The sequence below is a fragment of the Paenibacillus sp. FSL H8-0048 genome, assembly GCF_038002825.1.
Taxonomy (GTDB): Bacteria; Bacillota; Bacilli; order Paenibacillales; family Paenibacillaceae; genus Paenibacillus_AQ.
In genome coordinates this window covers 842022-859659 of sequence record NZ_JBBODF010000001.1, presented here as the reverse complement: position 1 = coordinate 859659, position 17638 = coordinate 842022, and the positions used below count along the sequence as shown (strand labels likewise).

14 protein-coding genes are annotated in these 17638 nt (G+C 52.8%); 13 read left to right on the top strand and 1 reads right to left on the bottom strand.

Features of this window, described 5'->3' with window-relative positions:
* The first annotated feature begins 88 nt into the window (after positions 1–88).
* The 4 genes from NSU18_RS03740 to NSU18_RS03725 all read left to right on the top strand — a co-directional run bounded on the left by NSU18_RS03740 (position 89) and on the right by NSU18_RS03725 (position 6625).
* The gene (locus NSU18_RS03740) at positions 89–1396 is read left to right on the top strand and encodes a BNR-4 repeat-containing protein (RefSeq protein WP_341148269.1); all 1308 of its coding nucleotides are present in this window, start codon (positions 89–91) and stop codon (positions 1394–1396) included.
* A 316-nt stretch (positions 1397–1712) separates the two neighbouring features.
* Complete coding sequence (ppsA, locus tag NSU18_RS03735) at positions 1713–4334, top strand: phosphoenolpyruvate synthase (protein WP_341148268.1); 2622 nt, start codon at positions 1713–1715, stop codon at positions 4332–4334.
* 46 nt (positions 4335–4380) lie between these two features.
* Positions 4381–5154, top strand: coding sequence for an ABC transporter ATP-binding protein (locus tag NSU18_RS03730; protein WP_341148267.1), 774 nt, complete (start codon positions 4381–4383; stop codon positions 5152–5154).
* 214 nt (positions 5155–5368) lie between these two features.
* Positions 5369–6625, top strand: coding sequence for a peptidase G2 autoproteolytic cleavage domain-containing protein (locus NSU18_RS03725; RefSeq protein ID WP_341148266.1), 1257 nt, complete (start codon positions 5369–5371; stop codon positions 6623–6625).
* Between the two features lie 106 nt (positions 6626–6731).
* Here the strand turns inward: NSU18_RS03725 and NSU18_RS03720 are convergent, their stop codons facing one another.
* On the bottom strand, positions 6732–8030 hold the full coding sequence (locus NSU18_RS03720) for an alpha-glucosidase/alpha-galactosidase (RefSeq protein WP_341148265.1): 1299 nt from the start codon (positions 8028–8030) through the stop codon (positions 6732–6734).
* A 136-nt stretch (positions 8031–8166) separates the two neighbouring features.
* Between NSU18_RS03720 and NSU18_RS03715 the strand changes: the two genes are divergently transcribed.
* The 9 genes from NSU18_RS03715 (at position 8167) to NSU18_RS03675 (ending at position 17574) form a co-directional block, all read left to right on the top strand.
* The gene (locus tag NSU18_RS03715) at positions 8167–9057 is read left to right on the top strand and encodes an AraC family transcriptional regulator (protein ID WP_341148264.1); all 891 of its coding nucleotides are present in this window, start codon (positions 8167–8169) and stop codon (positions 9055–9057) included.
* On the top strand, positions 9054–9803 hold the full coding sequence (locus NSU18_RS03710; RefSeq protein WP_341148263.1) for an AIR synthase related protein: 750 nt from the start codon (positions 9054–9056) through the stop codon (positions 9801–9803). The genes NSU18_RS03715 and NSU18_RS03710 overlap by 4 nt, the downstream gene beginning before the upstream one ends.
* Positions 9804–10520: 717 nt before the next feature.
* The gene (locus tag NSU18_RS03705; RefSeq protein WP_341148262.1) at positions 10521–11486 is read left to right on the top strand and encodes an NAD(P)/FAD-dependent oxidoreductase; all 966 of its coding nucleotides are present in this window, start codon (positions 10521–10523) and stop codon (positions 11484–11486) included.
* 74 nt (positions 11487–11560) lie between these two features.
* Positions 11561–12985, top strand: coding sequence for a spore germination protein (locus NSU18_RS03700; protein ID WP_341148261.1), 1425 nt, complete (start codon positions 11561–11563; stop codon positions 12983–12985).
* Between the two features lie 34 nt (positions 12986–13019).
* Positions 13020–14123: a GerAB/ArcD/ProY family transporter gene (locus NSU18_RS03695; RefSeq protein ID WP_341021862.1), complete on the top strand. Its 1104-nt coding sequence runs from the start codon at positions 13020–13022 to the stop codon at positions 14121–14123.
* 18 nt (positions 14124–14141) lie between these two features.
* A complete protein-coding gene (locus tag NSU18_RS03690) occupies positions 14142–15320 on the top strand; it encodes a Ger(x)C family spore germination protein (RefSeq protein ID WP_341148260.1) in 1179 nt (392 codons plus the stop codon).
* Positions 15321–15367: 47 nt separating this feature from the next.
* Positions 15368–15586: a hypothetical protein gene (locus NSU18_RS03685; protein WP_341148259.1), complete on the top strand. Its 219-nt coding sequence runs from the start codon at positions 15368–15370 to the stop codon at positions 15584–15586.
* Positions 15587–15724: 138 nt separating this feature from the next.
* Positions 15725–16675 (top strand): ABC transporter permease, encoded by a 951-nt coding sequence (locus NSU18_RS03680; RefSeq protein WP_341148258.1) that lies wholly within the window; start codon positions 15725–15727, stop codon positions 16673–16675.
* Positions 16669–17574 (top strand): carbohydrate ABC transporter permease, encoded by a 906-nt coding sequence (locus tag NSU18_RS03675; protein ID WP_341148257.1) that lies wholly within the window; start codon positions 16669–16671, stop codon positions 17572–17574. The genes NSU18_RS03680 and NSU18_RS03675 overlap by 7 nt, the downstream gene beginning before the upstream one ends.
* Positions 17575–17638: the final 64 nt, after the last annotated feature.

Below are 17638 nucleotides of genomic sequence, written 5' to 3'. Positions count from 1 at the left end.
GAGGCGGGGCCGGAGAGGAATGTATGCGTTTACATTTAAATTCAGTATGTCTTTGTGTAAGTCGATGAGATAAAGGAGGCGTAAATAGTTGAAGCAGATCAGTAAGTTACAAAAGAACCGAAACCCGAAATCAATCAAACACTGGATGCTTGCTCTTGTGATGACGCTGCTGTTTACCGCAGTACCTGCGGGGACGGGGAGCGCGGCGGCTGTGCTGGAGGAGGTGCCTTTTCCGATGGATTCCAGTAATCAGGCCGGTTGGTGGTCTCCACTTGCCACTTATGGGCTGGGCTATGAGTATGCTTATCTGGCCTATAATGCTCCGGGGTCTATCCCCGGCAAGCATACGGTAGCTATTGCAAGAAGAGACAACGACGGTCTATGGAGCAAGCTTCCGCTCATGGATGGGACAACGCCGGCGGAATATCTGGATGATCTCGGGCATAACCAGCCTTCTATCGCGAGAGACGGGAGCGGGCGGTTCCACGTCTTTGCTTCGATGCACAGCAATCCCTGGCGCTATTACCGCTCAGATACGGTGGGCGGGATTCCGCAGAACCACTCGGACGAGCTGCCCGCAGGCATGACGGTAACCTATCCGGTAGTGACGACTGCTCCGAATGGAGATCTGTATTTGCTAGTGCGTGTCGATAAAGACCTGGCTGGCAAAAGAGAGGCTGTTCTGCTGCGCTGGAACAATGCCGACTCCGTATGGACTCAGGTCAAGACCATTGCGGCGCATCTGAACCGGTCTGTCTATCCGGATGACCTGGTCTTTGATGCGAACGGCGATCTGCATATCTTGTTCGAGTGGGCGTATTTTGCCGCCAGCCCGCTGCGCCATCAGTTGTCCTATCTGAAGTACAGCCCGTCCACGGGCGTATTCAGCAAAGCAGACGGAACTCCGGTTACAGCGCCGGTCTCGCTGACTACGGCAGATATTGTGCAGCCTATGGCGCCAAGCGAAGCCTATGTGCAGAGCGGCAGCGATCCCGGTGGTCCGGGAGTACAGAGTGCCAAGATGACGCTTGACTCTGCGGGGCATCCGGTCATTGCTTACCGTTACCGTGAGGAGGGCAGCACCAGCTTTGCTGTGAAGCAGGCGACTTACGGTACAGGAGGCTGGAACTTGCAGACCGTCTATAACGCAGCTCCAACCAACGCGGCGATCGATGTGACCTGGTCCGGTACAGCTGCCAGAATCTATTATGTCAAAAGCAGCGGTACAGACCGTGCATTCATGGCAGTGAATAGCGGCGGAGGCTGGACCGAGAGCTCGCTTGCACCGGGTATTCCGGTTGAACGGCTGGCGGTAGACCGTAGTCCAAAGGGCATCGACATCTTGTATCTGGTAGATGTAACGAATCTGAAGCTCTACTACGGACGAAATAACTAGGCTGGGCAAGGGTGGTTCCACCACATAGCTATTCTACCAAGTGGAAAAGGCATTGCCATCCTACTAAAGGACAGTACCGTTTCAGCGAGAAATAGAATTCAAAAAAAGAACCCGGACATGCGCCCGGGTTCTTTCGTATTGCATCTATACATACACGATGATATAATCAACTGCGACTATTTAAAACTAATTGAGAACATAAAAAAGTCATCTTATATTTTTATCATAACATGCCGACATGAGGATGTCAAATCTTTTTCTCGCCCGATATGTTTCCGCTTCACAAGTTCTAATTCACAAGTTAGGGGAGATTGGAATGGAATCACTCGTTCTCGGATTAAAAGAAATGGACCATGCACCACTGCTGCTGGTTGGCGGAAAGGGGCTGAACCTGGGCAAGCTGTCCCGGATGGAAGGCATCCATGTACCAGAGGGGTTCTGTGTAACAACCGAGGGGTATCAGCAAGCTACCCGGCATAATGAAGCATATCATGCTTTGCTGGAACGGTTAATTGTGTTGCAAGCCAAAGACCAAGACCCGGCACAGATCAAGGACATCAGCAGAGCGATACGCGAGACGATTGAAGAATCCGAGATTCCGCCCGAAGTTGCAGCAGCTGTGAAGCAGCGGCTATCCCGGCTTGGAGACGATCAGGCGTATGCCGTTCGCTCCAGTGCAACGGCAGAGGATCTGCCGCATGCGTCTTTTGCCGGTCTACAGGATACGTTCTTGAATATTGTCGGACTGGACGCCATTCTGGAGCACATCCGCAAATGCTGGGCATCGCTGTTCACGGATCGTGCGGTGATCTACCGCATGCAGCAGGGCTACGATCACAGACAGGTCTATTTATCTGTCATTGTGCAGCAGATGGTCGTCCCGCAGGTCTCAGGTATTATGTTCACTGCCGATCCTGTCACGAATAACCGCAAGCTGCTGTCGATTGAAGCCGGGTACGGTCTGGGGGAAGCGCTCGTCTCGGGCATGGTATCTGCGGATGTCTATAAGGTGCGGGGGGAGAACATCGTAGAGCAGCGGATTACCTCTAAAAAGCTGGCGGTCTACGCGTTACCGGAAGGCGGGACGGAAATCCGGCAGCTTGACCCGGAGCAGCAGGAAGCGCAGACGCTTACGGAACCGCAGATTGTGCAGCTCGCCCGGATCGGGAGACAGATTGAGGCCAATTTCGGAGCTCCGCAGGATATCGAATGGTGCCTGGCCGATGATATCTTCTTTATCGTCCAGAGCCGGCCGGTCACAACGCTATATCCCATCCCTGATTCCGGGGACTCGGAGAACCGTGCTTACATCTCGGTCGGCCATGGGCAAATGATGACAGACGCAATGAAGCCGCTGGGCTTGTCTTTTCACCTGATGGTTACTCCTGCCCCTATGCGGGTAGCCGGTTCCAGACTGTTCGTTGATGTCACCGCTTATTTGGCCTCACCAGCCAGACAGTCGATTATTGATACGCTCGGGAAGTCCGATCCCTTAGTCAAAGATTCGCTGCTGACGATCCTTGAACGCGAGGATTTCATACCCGTATCGCCAGAGCTTCAACCCGCCGCCAGTCCCGGTACAAGCAAACCAGGCATACCCGCTCCCCAGGAGCAAGACCCGCTCAAGTCTGATCCGGCCATCGTTACAGAGCTGATTAAGAATAACGAAGCCTCGGTTGGCGAATTGAAGCAGGCCATTCAAGGAAAATCCGGCGCGGAAATGTTTGATTTTATCCGTGGGGATATGAAGGAACTCAAGCGGCTGTTGTTCGATCCGCACAGTACAGCAGTGTTCATGGCTGCTATGGATGCTTCGGCCTGGCTGAATGAGCACTTGAAGGAATGGCTCGGCGAAATCAACGCAGCAGATACCTTATCGCAATCGGTGGACAACAACATTACCTCATCCATGGGGCTTGCGTTGCTTGATGTGGCCGATGTCATCCGTCCTTTTCCGCAGGTGACCGATTATTTGCAGCAGCACGTTCAAGACGGGGATTTCTTGACCGGACTCCTTGCGATAGAAGGCGGGCAAGCTGCCTATGCAGCGCTGACAGAGTATCTCGGCAAATACGGGATGCGCTGCACCGGGGAAATTGACATTACCCGAACGCGCTGGAGCGAGAACCCGGCGATTCTAATTCCGATGCTTCTCAGCAATATCCGGCAGTTCGCGCCGGGGGCCGGCAGACAGAAGTTCCAGCAGGGACTTAAGGAAGTCCGGGAGAAGGAGCGGGAGATCATAGAACGCTTGCAGCTGCTGCAGGATGGGGACGACAAGGTGCTGGCAACCAGACAACGGATTGAGCTGGTCCGGCATTACATCGGATACCGCGAATATCCGAAATACGGGATGGTCAGCCGCTATCTGGTATACAAAAAAGCCATTATGAAGGAAGCGGACCAGCTCGTTCAAGCAGGCCTTGTTCATGACAGGGAAGATATTTTCTATCTACAATTCGAGGAACTATATGAGGCCGTTCGCACCGGTGTATTCGATGCCGAGCTGATTAAGAGACGCAAGGACGAGTTCAAATTCGCCGACAAGCTTACGCCGCCGCGTGTCATCACCTCAGAGGGGGAAATCCTGTCCGGCCGGTACAGACGGAAGGATCTTCCGCCCGGCGCCCTGGCAGGCCTACCTGTCTCTACAGGTGTAATCGAAGGACGGGCTAGAGTAATCCTTAATATGGAGGAGGCAGAACTGGAAGAAGGAGATATCCTGGTCACCTCATTTACAGACCCCAGCTGGACGCCGCTGTTCGTGTCGATTAAGGGCCTGGTCACCGAGGTCGGCGGGCTGATGACACACGGTGCCGTAATCGCTCGCGAGTATGGCTTGCCGGCAGTGGTAGGTGTTGAAAATGCTACCCGGCGGATTCAGGACGGGCAACGCATTCGTGTAGATGGAAGCGCAGGGTTCGTTGAGCTGCTATAATATTTCATTAAAGACTACTATGAGGGCAGGGGGGAACACCAAGAACATGATTATATCGCTAGAAAAGGTATCCTGGCGGCGTGAGCAGACAATGATTCTGCACGATATGAATTGGCAGGTACATGAGGGACAGCACTGGTGCATAGTCGGTCTGAACGGCTCAGGCAAGACGACCATGCTGAACGTTGTGAACGGCTACATCTGGCCGACAGAGGGACAGGTAGAGGTGCTGGGCCACCGCTTCGGCGATGTGGACCTGAGAGAGCTGCGTAAGCGGATCGGCTGGGTCAGCACCTCTTTGCAGCAGAAGCTGTACGGCCATCAGACGGCACTGAACATCATTCTGAGCGGCAAATTTGCCACGATCGGGCTATACGACAAGACAGAAGAACAGGACCTGAAGCAGGCAGAGGATCTGCTGGAATTCCTGGATTGTTCGGCTTTGGCATCGCGCACATATGATACCTTATCACAGGGACAACGCCAGAAAATTCTTATCGCCAGGGCGCTCATTGCAAATCCTGATCTGCTCATCCTGGACGAGCCTTGTACGGGACTGGATATTTTTGCGCGGGAGCAGCTGCTGCAGATGATCGAGAAGATCACCAAGCAGGAAGGGGGCCCTACCTTGCTGTATGTGACCCATCATATCGAGGAGATTACTGCCTGCTTCACGCATACCCTGCTGGTTAAGAAAGGGGAAATCTACAAAGCGGACAAGACGACGGAGTGTCTGAAATCCGGGGTGCTCAGTGATTTCTTCGATACCCCGGTTGAGGTGCAGGAGCATCATAGCCGGAGATGGCTCACATTGGGGTGAAAATACATTGCAGAGAAGGCATAAACGCATAGAGAGACTATAAGGTCGCCTGAGTCCGTTACGCTGCAAAAGGTCGCGTTTTCGCGGGGATAAGATCTCTCCGGTCCGATAAATAGTGTTTTGTACCCGGGAGACATGCCGTGTCCATTCCATCAAGTCCGCAATATTGTGTAGGGCAGGACCATAAAAACCACAATATTAGGAGGAATGGCTTATGGCAGATGAAGGATGCAATCAGACCGCTTCCGGATCTTGCTCACATGCAGAGGGGAACTCCACTACCGCCAGCGGCTTTGCTTCTCATGCCGAGGGGTTTGAGACCACGGCCAGTGCTTCTGCGGCTCATGCGGAAGGGTACCAGACCATTGCATTTTTGGATACGGCCCATGCCGAAGGAAATGGAACACTTGCCACAGCACCGGCCGCACATGCGGAAGGCTACAAGACCTATGCAATCAGTGACGCTGCCCACGCTGAAGGAGGTTTAACTGTTGCTTCCGCACCTCAAGCTCACGCTGAGGGTGCGCAGACGACAGCTTCGGGTGTGGCTTCACATGCGGAAGGTAATCAGAGCACTGCAAGTGGTGATTACGCCCATTCCGAAGGCTACCTGACTGTAGCTTCTGATGGTGCTGCTCATGCAGAAGGCTTCTTCACTCAGGCCAATGGGCTTTCTGCTCATGCAGAAGGTTCGTTCACTGAGGCGAATGCAAACTTTTCTCATGCAGAAGGTTCTTCTACAATTGCAGGTGCTCAGAACTCTCATGCTGAAGGTAATTCTACAGTTGTTCTTGAAGAACACTTTGAAGCTCACATTATGGGTTCCTTTGGTCAGACGTTATACCCCGGTTCCTGGCACTTAGCCAATGGTACTCCAGGCAATCCTGACCTGGCTGCTGTTCTTCAGGGTTCTACCGGGAATTTATACCTTCAAGGCACCGTAATAAATCCTGGGGCAGATTATGCCGAAATGTTTGAAACGGTGGATGGATTGCCGATGGAGCCGGGTTATTTTGTGACCACCGATGGGGAGCGGGTAAGAAGAGCAACGCCGGCAGACAAATATATCTTGGGCGTGGTCAGTGCAAAGCCCTCTGTCCTTGGCGATGCAAGCCCCTTGAACTGGAAAGGCAAATATGAAAGAGATGAATGGGGCAGGGTTAGATATGAAGATCGGGAAGTAGAGGCCGTGACAGACAGCGAGGGCAATGTTCTCGCACATGCACATTCTGTGAAGGCGGCTGCGGTCAATCCCCAATTCAACCCTTCTCAAAAATATGTGCCGAGGATTGATCGTCCAGAGTGGGTAGCAGTAGGAACCATGGGCAAGCTGCTGGTCCGTGATGATGGAACTTGTCAGGTGAACGGATATTGTCTGGCTGGTGAGAACGGAGTGGCAACCGCTTCTGCAGAAGGCTACCGCGTTCTTGCGAGAACGGCACCTAATCAAATTAAAATTTATGTGAAATAAATGGTTCTGCAAACGAGCGCAGTTCAAAAATATAAGGCAGCAATTCCCCTGTTACGGAGGATTGCTGCCTTTGCTATGGAGGTACCCCTAAAATATAGGCTGGAAATTATTGATACTTCGGCAGCCAGTCACCATGAGCCGCTATCAGATCATCGCACATGTTGACAATGTCGTCCATCGACAGCTCGGCGGCGGTATGCGGGTCCAGCATGGCGGCGTGGTAGATATGGTCCTTTTTGCGGGTCATAGCGGCTTCGATAGTCAGGAGTTGGGTGTTGATATTGGTCCGGTTCAGCGCTGCGCACTGCGGAGGCAGATCGCCCACGAAGGTTGGCGTTACGCCGCTTCTGTCCACGAGGCAAGGCACCTCGACACAGGCTTCGCGCGGCAGATTGGTGATCAGGCCCGTGTTCATCACATTCCCGCCGATCTTGAACGGCACATCCGTCTCCATGGCTTCCAGGATGTAGGAGGCATACTCATGGGAACGCTCATGTGTCAGATCCTGATTATTTACCAGATCTCCGCGCATCTGCTCCCAGTCCTTAATCTGTTCCACACAGCGGCGCGGATATTCGTCCAGCGGAATCTGGAAGCGTTCGATCAGCTCCGGGTAGTTCCGCTTGATGAAGTACGGATGATACTCTGCGTTATGCTCGGAGGACTCGGTAATGTAGTAGCCGAATTTCAGCATCATCTCATAGCGGACCATGTCGTAGTGAGGCTCAAGCTGCTTCGCGGCCGCACGCCGTTTGATCTCCGGGTACAGGTCCTCGCCGTCTTTGGTGACTTCAAGCAGCCAGGCCATGTGGTTGATGCCGGCGATTTTGGCTTGAACCCCTGTCTTGTCAATGCCGAGGTGGTCGAATAATCCAGGGATACACTGCTGCACGCTGTGACAGAGTCCAATAGTATTCACGCCGCCGTAGGTGTTCATGACATTCGTCAGTACGGCCATCGGGTTCGTATAGTTCAGGAACAGCGCATCCGGGCACACCTCACGGATATCCGCTGCAAAATCCAGCATAACCGGAATGGTGCGCAGATTGCGGAAGATGCCGCCAATGCCTACAGTATCTGCAATCGTCTGGCGCAAGCCGTATTTCTTGGGAATCTCAAAATCCGTAATCGTACAAGGATCGTACCCGCCGACCTGAATGGCATTCACTACATATTTGGCACCGCGCAGCGCCTCCTTGCGGTCGGTATACATACTGACGGTACACGTGCTGCCGCTGCTTTTCTTCAGATTCTGGAGCATGCTGGCAGAGTCATTCAGTCGCTGCAGATCGATATCATATAGGGCAAGCTCGAAGCCCTGCAGAGCGGGCGTAGCCATGATATCTCCGAGGACGTTTTTGGCGAATACTGTACTTCCGGCACCGATAAATGTAACTTTAGACATAAGAGTCTAACCTCCTGTTGGTTGTGGGATATTAGGTTTCAGAAGCTTTTTTCGCTTGTTTCATCTATAATCACTATAGAATAGAACCGAAGTTCCGCCTATGGAGAAAGACAAGATAGATATGGAGGAATGTTGCATGAATCCGGATCATTACGAGTTCACTCTGGCCATTAACCTGACGCCGGATGAGCAGGATATGTCCGTGCTGTTCAGCGGCGAGGGGAGACCGCTTCCCGGACATACCATTGGACCGTCCGTACATGATTTCTACTTAATACATACCGTTCTGGAGGGCGGAGGCCTCTTCGAGTGCGGGATGTTCACGGCCGAGTGCCGGGCGGGAGATACCTTCGTGATTATGCCCGGGTCCTTATTCAGCTATAAGGCTGACCCGGATATTCCGTGGCATTATGCGTGGGTAGCCCTGCAGGGGATCGGTGTTCTGGATCTGCTTAGAGCTGTGGGCATTACCAGGGAGCAGCCCTTTCTGTCTTCCGGCAACGTACCTGAATTGCACAGCTTATATGAACGTATCCGCTTGTCATTCAAGCAATCCGCATATCCGCGGCTGGAGAGTCTGGAGGCGTCAGGCTGGGCACGGCTGCTGCTGCATCAGTTCGGACGGGATAATTTAAGCGCCTTGCCGCCGAATCCGTCCGGGATGCCGGAGATGATCGACCGGCAGATCGACCAGGCGATCCGCTGGATCTCGCTGCAATACCATCAGCAGATCAGCATCGATCATCTCGCGTCCTCGCTCGGCTATCACCGGGTGCATTTATCCAAGGCGTTCAAGCAGCGGACCGGCCTGTCGCCCAAGCAGTTTTTGCTAAAAATCAGAATGGACAAGGCCCGGGAGCTGCTGGGCAGCATGCTGACGATTGAACAAGTGGCCTCTTCCGTCGGCTTCAATGATGCCTTGTATTTCTCCAAGCAATTCCGCAAAGCTGCCGGTATGCCGCCGAGCGAATACCGGGCCGGACTGAGGAACGGGAACGACAAAGATACAGGAGGATCAAAACTATGAAACCGCAAGTTCAGCGAATCCGTGATCTGACTATAGTGCGGAGAGGGGGAGGCCGCTTGCTGGTCATCGGCTGTGATTCCAGCGCCAGCATCGGGAATAAGCCGATGGATGCCGTGCAGACCCCGCCTGCTGTTGCAGGCTATTATGCGGCCAGAGTTGCAGTAATGGAGGTATTGTCTGTGGGGGCGGAGGTCTTAACGGTCATCGATACCCTGGCGGTAGAAAAGGAGCCTACAGGAAATGAGATTATCCGGGGCATCCGCAAGCTGCTTGAGGAAGCCGGATTGACTGCCGCCCACGTGAACGGCAGTACCGAGGATAATTTCGTGACCTGCCAGACCGGTATCGGAATCACTGTGATTGGGGACTCGGATGAGACGCAGTTGAAGGTGGGGTGTTCACGTATTGGGGATTGTATAGTGATGCTGGGCGAACTGCTGGTAGGAAGCGCTGTTCTGGAGCAGGAAGCAAGCCAGTGTACCATCCGGCAGCTTCAGCTTCTGGCAGCTGCGCCGGAGGTCCATGACATTCACCCGGTCGGATCTAAGGGAGCAGGATATGAATCAGAGCTGCTCGCGGAGCTGAACGGCTGCGGCTTCCAGCCGGTGCCTGGAATAGCCGATAAGCTACAGGCATCCGGGGGGCCGGCGACAGCGGTGATTTTTGCGGCAGAGGAACGTAAGATTAGAGAACTTCAGTCCAGAATAGGCGGCAAGATGGAGATTATCGGTTATTTGCAGGCATAACCGGCCGGCGGAAGGTGAATACCGGTGCGAACAAGGCGGATGTGATTAAGCCACCTCTGCCTTGCCGGCAAATAAATGGATATACGTATCTTAATTTCCCGCTTTCTGAGGAATGTCCTGAAACAAGTGGAAAAACAGCAACTGCTGCTCACGGATTGGGCCGTTTCGGGTAAAGTGTAAGTATTTAAGTGCCGTTTTTCCAATTGCTTCTCCAGCGTGGACCATACGTTCCTCAGCAAGTGGAGAAAATCCAACTAAATGCATTCCAGCAAACCTACATATCCCAGTTTCATCCTCTATCCAAGCGCAAAGTTCACTGCCAGCCCCTTGCAGACTGCGGGGTGGTGTGAGCTGGATGTGTACAATCCTTCTATTAATTGTTCAATCAGCAAAAGCCAAGAATCACTGCAATTGACATCATTTAAATTCGAAGTTATTATAGACACACATAGTCTTTAATTGAGGTGATGCAGATGTGTATTACAGATAGGTGATGTAGAGTGGACCATGTAGATTGGCCGGCGCAGATGTTCATTACAGATTGGTAGATACAGCTGTGCAATACAGATTGGCGACACATGTGGACGATGGAGATGCGGGGTCTATTTTTTTGCAATAATTGCAGACTACAGAAGTCTCTAATATCTGCGATAATTGCCCGCCGTCACCCACCCGCACACCACCTAACACCCACCACACACAAGGAGGAATTACAAAATGAAGAACCTGGAAAACGCTGATGCAGCAGCAAATGTAAATGTATCAGATACAGCGAACGCTGATGTAGTCATTATCGGAGGAGGGCCTGCGGGGCTTAATGCTGCGCTGATGCTGGGCCGGGCACGCAAACGGACGATGGTTATAGATGCCGGGCGTCCGCGTAATGCGGTCACCCGGGAAGCGCATGGCTTCCTGACCCGGGACGGGATTGCTCCGTTTGAACTCCGGCGGATTGCCATCGAGCAACTTCGGGCTTATCCGTCCGTCTCTCATATTGAAGATACCATAACGTCTGTTACTGGCGAGGATGGAGCCTTCCTGCTGGAGACAGCTTCAGGGCTTAAGATTACCAGCAAGAAGCTGCTGTTCGCCGCAGGCATGAAGGATCGCAGGCTGGACATTCCGGGACTTGCCGAGGTGTACGGGAAAAGCGCCTTTGTCTGTCCGTACTGCGATGGCTGGGAATTAAGAGATCAGCCGCTGGTGGTCATCAGCAGAGGGGCTGCACTCATGCATCTGGCACCGTTGTTATACGGTTGGACGAAGCAGTTCGCGGTCTGCACGAATGGACCCGATGAGCTCACAGAAGCGGAACGCGAGGAATTGCGAGCTCACGATATCCCATTATACGATGCCCCGATTCGTGAGATTTCTTCCAGGGAGGGCAAGGTTAATCATGTGAAGCTTATCGATGGAACAGAAATTCCGTGTAGCGGTATCTTCTTCAAGCCCGAGCTGGCTCCGGGAACGGATCTGCCGGAATCCCTGGGCTGCGGGATAACCGAGATGGGCGTCCTTGAAGTTAACGAGTTCGCTCAGACCAGCGTACCTGGGATATACGCCGCCGGGGATGCCGCCACCATGATGCATCAATCTATCGCTGCTGCCGCATCAGGCGCAGTGGCTGCTGCTGCGGTGAATGGCGAATTGAACCGGGAAGCCTGGAAGGCCGGGCTTGCATAATTCCCCCCCCATTAGCACAGGATAACATTACTATGAATATGAAATTCAAAGGTTAGAGCAGGGAGGGAGTATAGATGAATACCGCAACAGAAGCAGAACCGGAGACCCGGCTGACCCCGCTGCTGGCAGAGAATGAACTGTTTTTGCGCGGAGTTTTTGATGGCTGTGAGGATGTCGTGTTCCATTCGTTCCAGACAATTCATCGTACTTCCGCACTCTGTGTATACTGTACAGGATTATGTGATACGGAGCGGTTAGAGCAGCAATTGCTGGTACCGCTGGAGCAGACCGGCCTTGCAGTTGAACCGGCAGTGGAATGGTCTGCAGAGGTTCCGGTCGCCTCGATTCACCGGATTAGAACCGTAGAACAAGCCGTTACAGCGATTCTGGACGGTGAAGCTGTGCTTTTGCTGGACGGCCAGGCTTCGGGTAAAGGCTATCCGTTATACAAGGTCCCCACCCGGACCCCCGAAGAACCGGCGGCTGAATCCACTGTGCGCGGTGCCCGTGACGGCTTCACAGAAGCTCTGGCTACGAATCAGTCTCTATTGCGTATGCGGCTTAAGACGCCAGCACTGAAGCTGCACTCTTGCACTATTGGAGAGTACAGTAATACGAAGGTCACCCTCGTGTATGTGGAAGGCATTATCCAGCCGGGACTGGTCACTGAAGTCAACAAACGGCTAAGCCGGCTGAATATTAAGGATGTGCTGGAGAGCCAGTATATTGAACAGGGCATCATTGACCAGCCTTTTTCGCCGTTTCCGCAGATGATTGCCACGGAGCGCCCGGATGTGGTGGTCTCCAATTTGCTGGAGGGCCGGTTTGCACTGCTGATTGACGGGACGCCCTTCAGTCTGATTGCCCCGGTCAACATGTTCTCCATGCTCCAATCCCCGGAGGATTACTACGAGAATATTTACATGAGTATTTTTGTCCGCTGGCTCCGGTATATCTTCTATGCCTTGTCGCTCCTGCTCCCCTCAGCTTACGTAGCTATCACCACCTTCCATCAGGAGATGATCCCGACCGTGCTGCTGCTGAGCATCGCGCGGGCGAGAGAGGAGATTCCTTTTCCGGCTCTGGTGGAAGCGCTCATTATGGAAATCGCATTCGAGGCGCTGCGGGAGGCCGGCGTCCGGCTGCCAAAGCAGATAGGTTCCGCCGTAAGTATCGTGGGTGCATTAATTATAGGCCAGGCTGCGACCACTGCGGGAATTGTCTCTGCTCCGATGATCATTATTGTAGCGATCACGGGTATTGCTTCCTTCATGGTTCCGCGTTATTCAGCCAGTATCGCAACCCGGCTGCTGCGCTTCCCTATGATGATTCTGGCAGGCACGCTGGGGCTGATCGGCGTTATGCTCGGCATCATCCTGGTGGTGATTCATCTCAGCAGTCTGCGTTCGTTCGGCAGGCCCTATCTGTCACCGGCAGCTCCGACGTTCAGCAAGGCCTTGAAGGATGTGTTGTGGATCTCCCAGCCACGGAGCAAATGACGGCAGCCGGATTTCACCAGAGAAGGGGATTCTTATGTTGACTGACAAAGGGAAAATATCGGTTACCCAGCTGGCCTTTCTGGTCTTTCCCTCCATTCTCGCTACAGCTATTCTGTCTGTCCCCGGGATCACCATGCATTATGCGGGGCATGATATGTGGTTATCGCCCATCCTGGGCTCACTGATTGGAGTAACGGTCATAGGGATCTCGCTTGGCTTGAACCGGCTGTATCCCGGAAAGACCATTATGCAGTCCAGCCTGTTGATCGCGGGGTGGCTGCCGGGCAAGCTGATCGGACTGGGCTTTCTGCTTTTTTTGCCCCATTTGAACGGACTGGTTATTCTGGAATACGGCGAGTTCATTGTGAATAATGCACTTCCCAAGACGCCGCTGCTTGTCACTATGGGGACGATGGTTGCAGTCTGTGCGATTAATGTGAGGCGGGGCATTGAGATAGTCAGCCGGACCGCGCAGGTGTTCGTCACACTGGTGGTGGTGATGCTCTGCCTGATCTTTGTGCTCCTGATCCGTGAGCTTCATCCCCCCGAGCTGCTTCCGTTCATGGAGAACGGGCTGGTTCCCGTCATCAAAGGCTCGGTAGCCCCGTCGGCATGGTTCAGCGAATATATTGTGCTGGCCTTCCTGTTGCCATACGTCAACAATAAGAAACATCTGGGCCGGACGATGTTCGCCTCGCTGGCCGCAACGACACTGGCGATGACCGCGACGAATCTGTTCTGCCTGCTGCTGATGGGCGATTTAACAGACAGCTTTACTTTTCCGGTGATGATTGCTGCACGTTACATTACGATCGCCGATTTCCTGCAGCATATAGAGGCGCTAATTATTGCCATCTGGATCTTCGGGATCTTTGTCAAAATCTCTGTCTTTCTCTATATCTTCGCCGCCTCTGCAGCCGAATGGTTCGGGCTGGACGATTATAAGCCGCTGGTCATTCCGCTCGCCTTCGTAAGCATGGTGTTCTCTTACTGGGTAGTAACCGGCGCTGCGGGGGCGGCTGCGCTTGTCAGTGCTTCGGCTAACATATATACAATGATGTTCCTGGTGGCGCTTCCTGCCGCAATTTATGGACTGGCTCTGCTGAAGAAGGGCTTGAAGCTTCTAAGTAAAGGCTGAAGATAAGGAGGGAGGACAATGCGGGGCTTCAGAGCCATGGTTATGCTTCTGCTAAGCAGCATGCTGCTTAGCGGATGCTGGGACCGGACGGAGATCAATGACTTGGCGATCGTGCTGGCTACCGGCGTGGATTACAAGGACGGCCAGGCGCAATTGACGGCCCAGATCTTCATTCCGCGAAAAGGAAGCGGCGGCTCGGAGAGCGGCGGGGCAGGCGAGAGCGCAAGCGGAGTCACCATGACCCGCACTGCTGAAGGCGTGAACATTGCGGAAGCCTTGAACCGGCTGCAGCGGAAGGTCGCCCGCCATATGTTCTGGGGCCACTGTGAGGTCATTGTGATCAGTGAAGAGGCAGGGAAAAAGGGATTACGTGAATATGTTGATTTCTTCCTCCGTTATCCTCAGTTCCGAGAACACGCGTATATCTTCTCCAGCCTGGATTCCGCCAAGGATATTCTTGCCCTGCTGGACCCGCTGGAGCGGAGCTCCTCCGAATCTCTCCGGGAAATGGCGAATATGAACCTTGGCACGCGTGTGACTCTGCTGGAATTGGCCCAAGACATTCAAGGAGCCAGCGGTTCGGCCGTCTTAACCCGTATTCTGATTGCTCCCCCGGAACCAAATGACGGTCCGAATGCGACAACGCCCTCACTTAAAGGGTTGAGTCTGTATAAGCACGGACGTTATTCCCTCACGGTAAAAGAGCCGGTTAGCCTGGGAGTATTGCTCATGCTCAACGAGCTGAATAATATTGTTATCCCTGTATCTCTGGAGGGTGAGGGAGGCTCCTTCTCGATTCTGTCTAAACAAATCACCACCATGCTGAAGCCTAGCATCGTCAACGGGGAATGGAAGATGAAGATCCGGATTGTGGCGAGCGGAGAGGTCGTTCTGAATACAACGGATGCCAATCTGACTGATCCGGCGAAGGTGAAGGCGCTGAAGCAGGCATGGCTGGAGAAGCTGAAGGAGTTCGCCGGTCAAGCCCTCCATATGTCACAAAAAGAGCAGCAGACCGACTTTTACAGATTCGCCGATTCCTTCCGCAAGCAATACCCGCAGGAGTGGAAGGCAAAGAAGGACCAGTGGGAGGCTATGTATCCCGGGTTGAAGGTTGAGGTATCTGTCAAGACGAGCATTACCGGCAACGGAAGATCAACCGGGCCTCAAGGCATACCGGAGCAATCGTCTGACTGACAGAGGCTGCGCCTGAATTCCAGCAACCATACAAGGATGTGGGAAGCATGAAAATGGCAATAATTATAGCGATTCTGCTGCTGGCATGCGGGATCATTATTTTTGAATTCCGGGGCAGTAAGGACAAGAAGGCAAGAAAGGTTATTGCAGGCATTACTTTTGGGGCGGCGTGCCTTACCATTCTGCTGCTTTTTCAACCAGGATTACCGGGTCCCACTGAGCTGGTGAAGCTGTTGTTCGGCAGAATCGATCTGATTATGAAATGAAGCCTAAGGCAGCTCCTTCACGGGGCTGTCTTTTAAGTTTTTACCAAATTCATTTAAGCGATTACATTTTTTAATTCCCCCGGGTGACTATAATGAAAAACAAGAGAGCTCCTTAATACAGCCGGAGGGATGGGAGAAATGAAAGCGGTTTTAAACAATCAGCAAGATCAAGTCGGACTCACGCGAAAACACACCTTTTGGCTCAGGATCAGGAGAGATGCCTTACTCTACATCCTTTTGCTGCTGCCGCTCCTGTACATTGCCATTTTTAAATATGCCCCGATTTACGGCTTGATCATGGCATTTCAGGATTACAATATTTTTCAGGGGACGAGTGGAAGCGAATGGGTGGGACTGGATGTGTTCCGGTTTATTTTTCAGCAGGACAGCTTCTACCGTGCCCTCAAAAATACGCTGGTTCTGAATGTGCTGGATTTAGTGGCAGGCTTCCCGGCCCCGATTATCCTGGCGATTCTGCTTAACGAGGTCCGCTTGCCCCGGTTCAAGAAATTAACGCAGACGATTCTCTATCTGCCTCACTTCATGTCCTGGGTGATTATCGGCGGGATTGTCTATCTGATGTTCTCAAACAGCGGGATGGTTAATCTTTTTCTGGATAGCCTGGGCCTGTCAAAAATTGAATTCCTGTCGCAGAAGACCCCTTGGCTGGTCACGTATATTACGGTGGGGGTATGGCAGAACATCGGGTGGGGGACGATTATTTATCTCGCGGCGATTACCGGCATCAACAAGGAGCTGTATGAAGCGTCCGATATGGACGGCTGCAGCAGACTCCGCAAAATGTGGCATATTACACTGCCCGGCATTAAATCTACGATTAACATTCTGCTGATTCTTCAGATTGGCCGAATGGTATCGATCGGGTTCGACCGCCCGTTTGTAATGGGGAATTCACTGGTCAGCGAATATTCCGATGTCATCAGCACCTTCGTGTACAGAGTCGGTATCAGCTCGGGAGACTTCTCCCAGGCAACGGCCGTCGGGCTGTTCCAATCTGTGGTAGGTCTGACCCTGCTGATCGGTGCCAACTATATTGCGAAGAAATTGGGTGAGGATGGGATATGGTGAGAGCGGCAAGCACGATACGAACCAGAAGGATTGGCCGGAAAAAAAGTGTAGCAGATATTGCGATTATAGTCTTTATTGTAGCTTTGTCGTTCACCTGCATTGTCCCGTTCTTATACATGATAGCGCTATCATTCAGCTCCAACGAAGCGATTATCTCGCAAAAGGTAAGCTTATGGCCGGTAGACTTCACTGTAGATACGTACAAGACGATTCTGAGCGATGCCGATATGCTGTATACGCTGGGCTATAGTATTGTCCTGACGATTTTTTACACCGTGGTGTGCATGTTCCTGACCATCTGTGCGGCGTATCCATTAACGAAAAAGCGGCTATGGGGGAGAAACTTCCTGCTGTCCGCGCTGGTCTTCACAATGTATTTCAGCGGCGGTCTGATTCCTTCCTATATCCTGATCAAGAACCTGGGGATGATGGACACGATATGGAGTCTGGTGCTGCCGGGCGCGATGAGTGTATTTAATCTGATTATCCTGAAAACCTTCTTCAGCTCTCTTCCCGAGAGTCTGGAGGAATCAGCGTCCATTGACGGGTGCTCGGATCTGGGGATTCTTCTGCGGATTGTGCTGCCTCTCTCGCTGCCATCGATTGCCACCTTAAGCCTCTTCTATGCTGTGGACCGGTGGAACGGATTCCAGGATGCCTTATTCTATATTACCAAAAAAGAGCTCTATCCCATGCAGCTCAAGCTCTACCAGATCATCTCAGCCAACCAGCAGCTCGACAGCCAGCAGGGCGGCGAGGGGAGTGTCGGCTCGTTCATTGTGCCGGAGTCGCTGAAGGCCGCAAGCGTCATGTTCACCACCATTCCGATTCTGCTGATCTATCCCAAGCTGCAGAAGTATTTCGTAGACGGTGTAATGACAGGCGCGATCAAGGGCTGATGCAGTACACTCCAGGGAAGGGGGAATGCTTGGCTGGCGGAAGTTGAAGCTGCCTGGGCAAGGA

Coding starts and splice junctions, on each gene's coding strand:
- NSU18_RS03695 (WP_341021862.1), top strand. CDS start 13,020: ATGTTGACTGACAAAGGGAAAATATCGGTTACCCAGCTGGCCTTTCTG.
- NSU18_RS03685 (WP_341148259.1), top strand. CDS start 15,368: ATGAAAATGGCAATAATTATAGCGATTCTGCTGCTGGCATGCGGGATC.
- ppsA (WP_341148268.1), top strand. CDS start 1,713: ATGGAATCACTCGTTCTCGGATTAAAAGAAATGGACCATGCACCACTG.
- NSU18_RS03675 (WP_341148257.1), top strand. CDS start 16,669: ATGGTGAGAGCGGCAAGCACGATACGAACCAGAAGGATTGGCCGGAAA.
- NSU18_RS03725 (WP_341148266.1), top strand. CDS start 5,369: ATGGCAGATGAAGGATGCAATCAGACCGCTTCCGGATCTTGCTCACAT.
- NSU18_RS03705 (WP_341148262.1), top strand. CDS start 10,521: ATGAAGAACCTGGAAAACGCTGATGCAGCAGCAAATGTAAATGTATCA.
- NSU18_RS03710 (WP_341148263.1), top strand. CDS start 9,054: ATGAAACCGCAAGTTCAGCGAATCCGTGATCTGACTATAGTGCGGAGA.
- NSU18_RS03700 (WP_341148261.1), top strand. CDS start 11,561: ATGAATACCGCAACAGAAGCAGAACCGGAGACCCGGCTGACCCCGCTG.
- NSU18_RS03680 (WP_341148258.1), top strand. CDS start 15,725: ATGAAAGCGGTTTTAAACAATCAGCAAGATCAAGTCGGACTCACGCGA.
- NSU18_RS03720 (WP_341148265.1), bottom strand. CDS start 8,030: ATGTCTAAAGTTACATTTATCGGTGCCGGAAGTACAGTATTCGCCAAA.
- NSU18_RS03690 (WP_341148260.1), top strand. CDS start 14,142: ATGCGGGGCTTCAGAGCCATGGTTATGCTTCTGCTAAGCAGCATGCTG.
- NSU18_RS03730 (WP_341148267.1), top strand. CDS start 4,381: ATGATTATATCGCTAGAAAAGGTATCCTGGCGGCGTGAGCAGACAATG.
- NSU18_RS03715 (WP_341148264.1), top strand. CDS start 8,167: ATGAATCCGGATCATTACGAGTTCACTCTGGCCATTAACCTGACGCCG.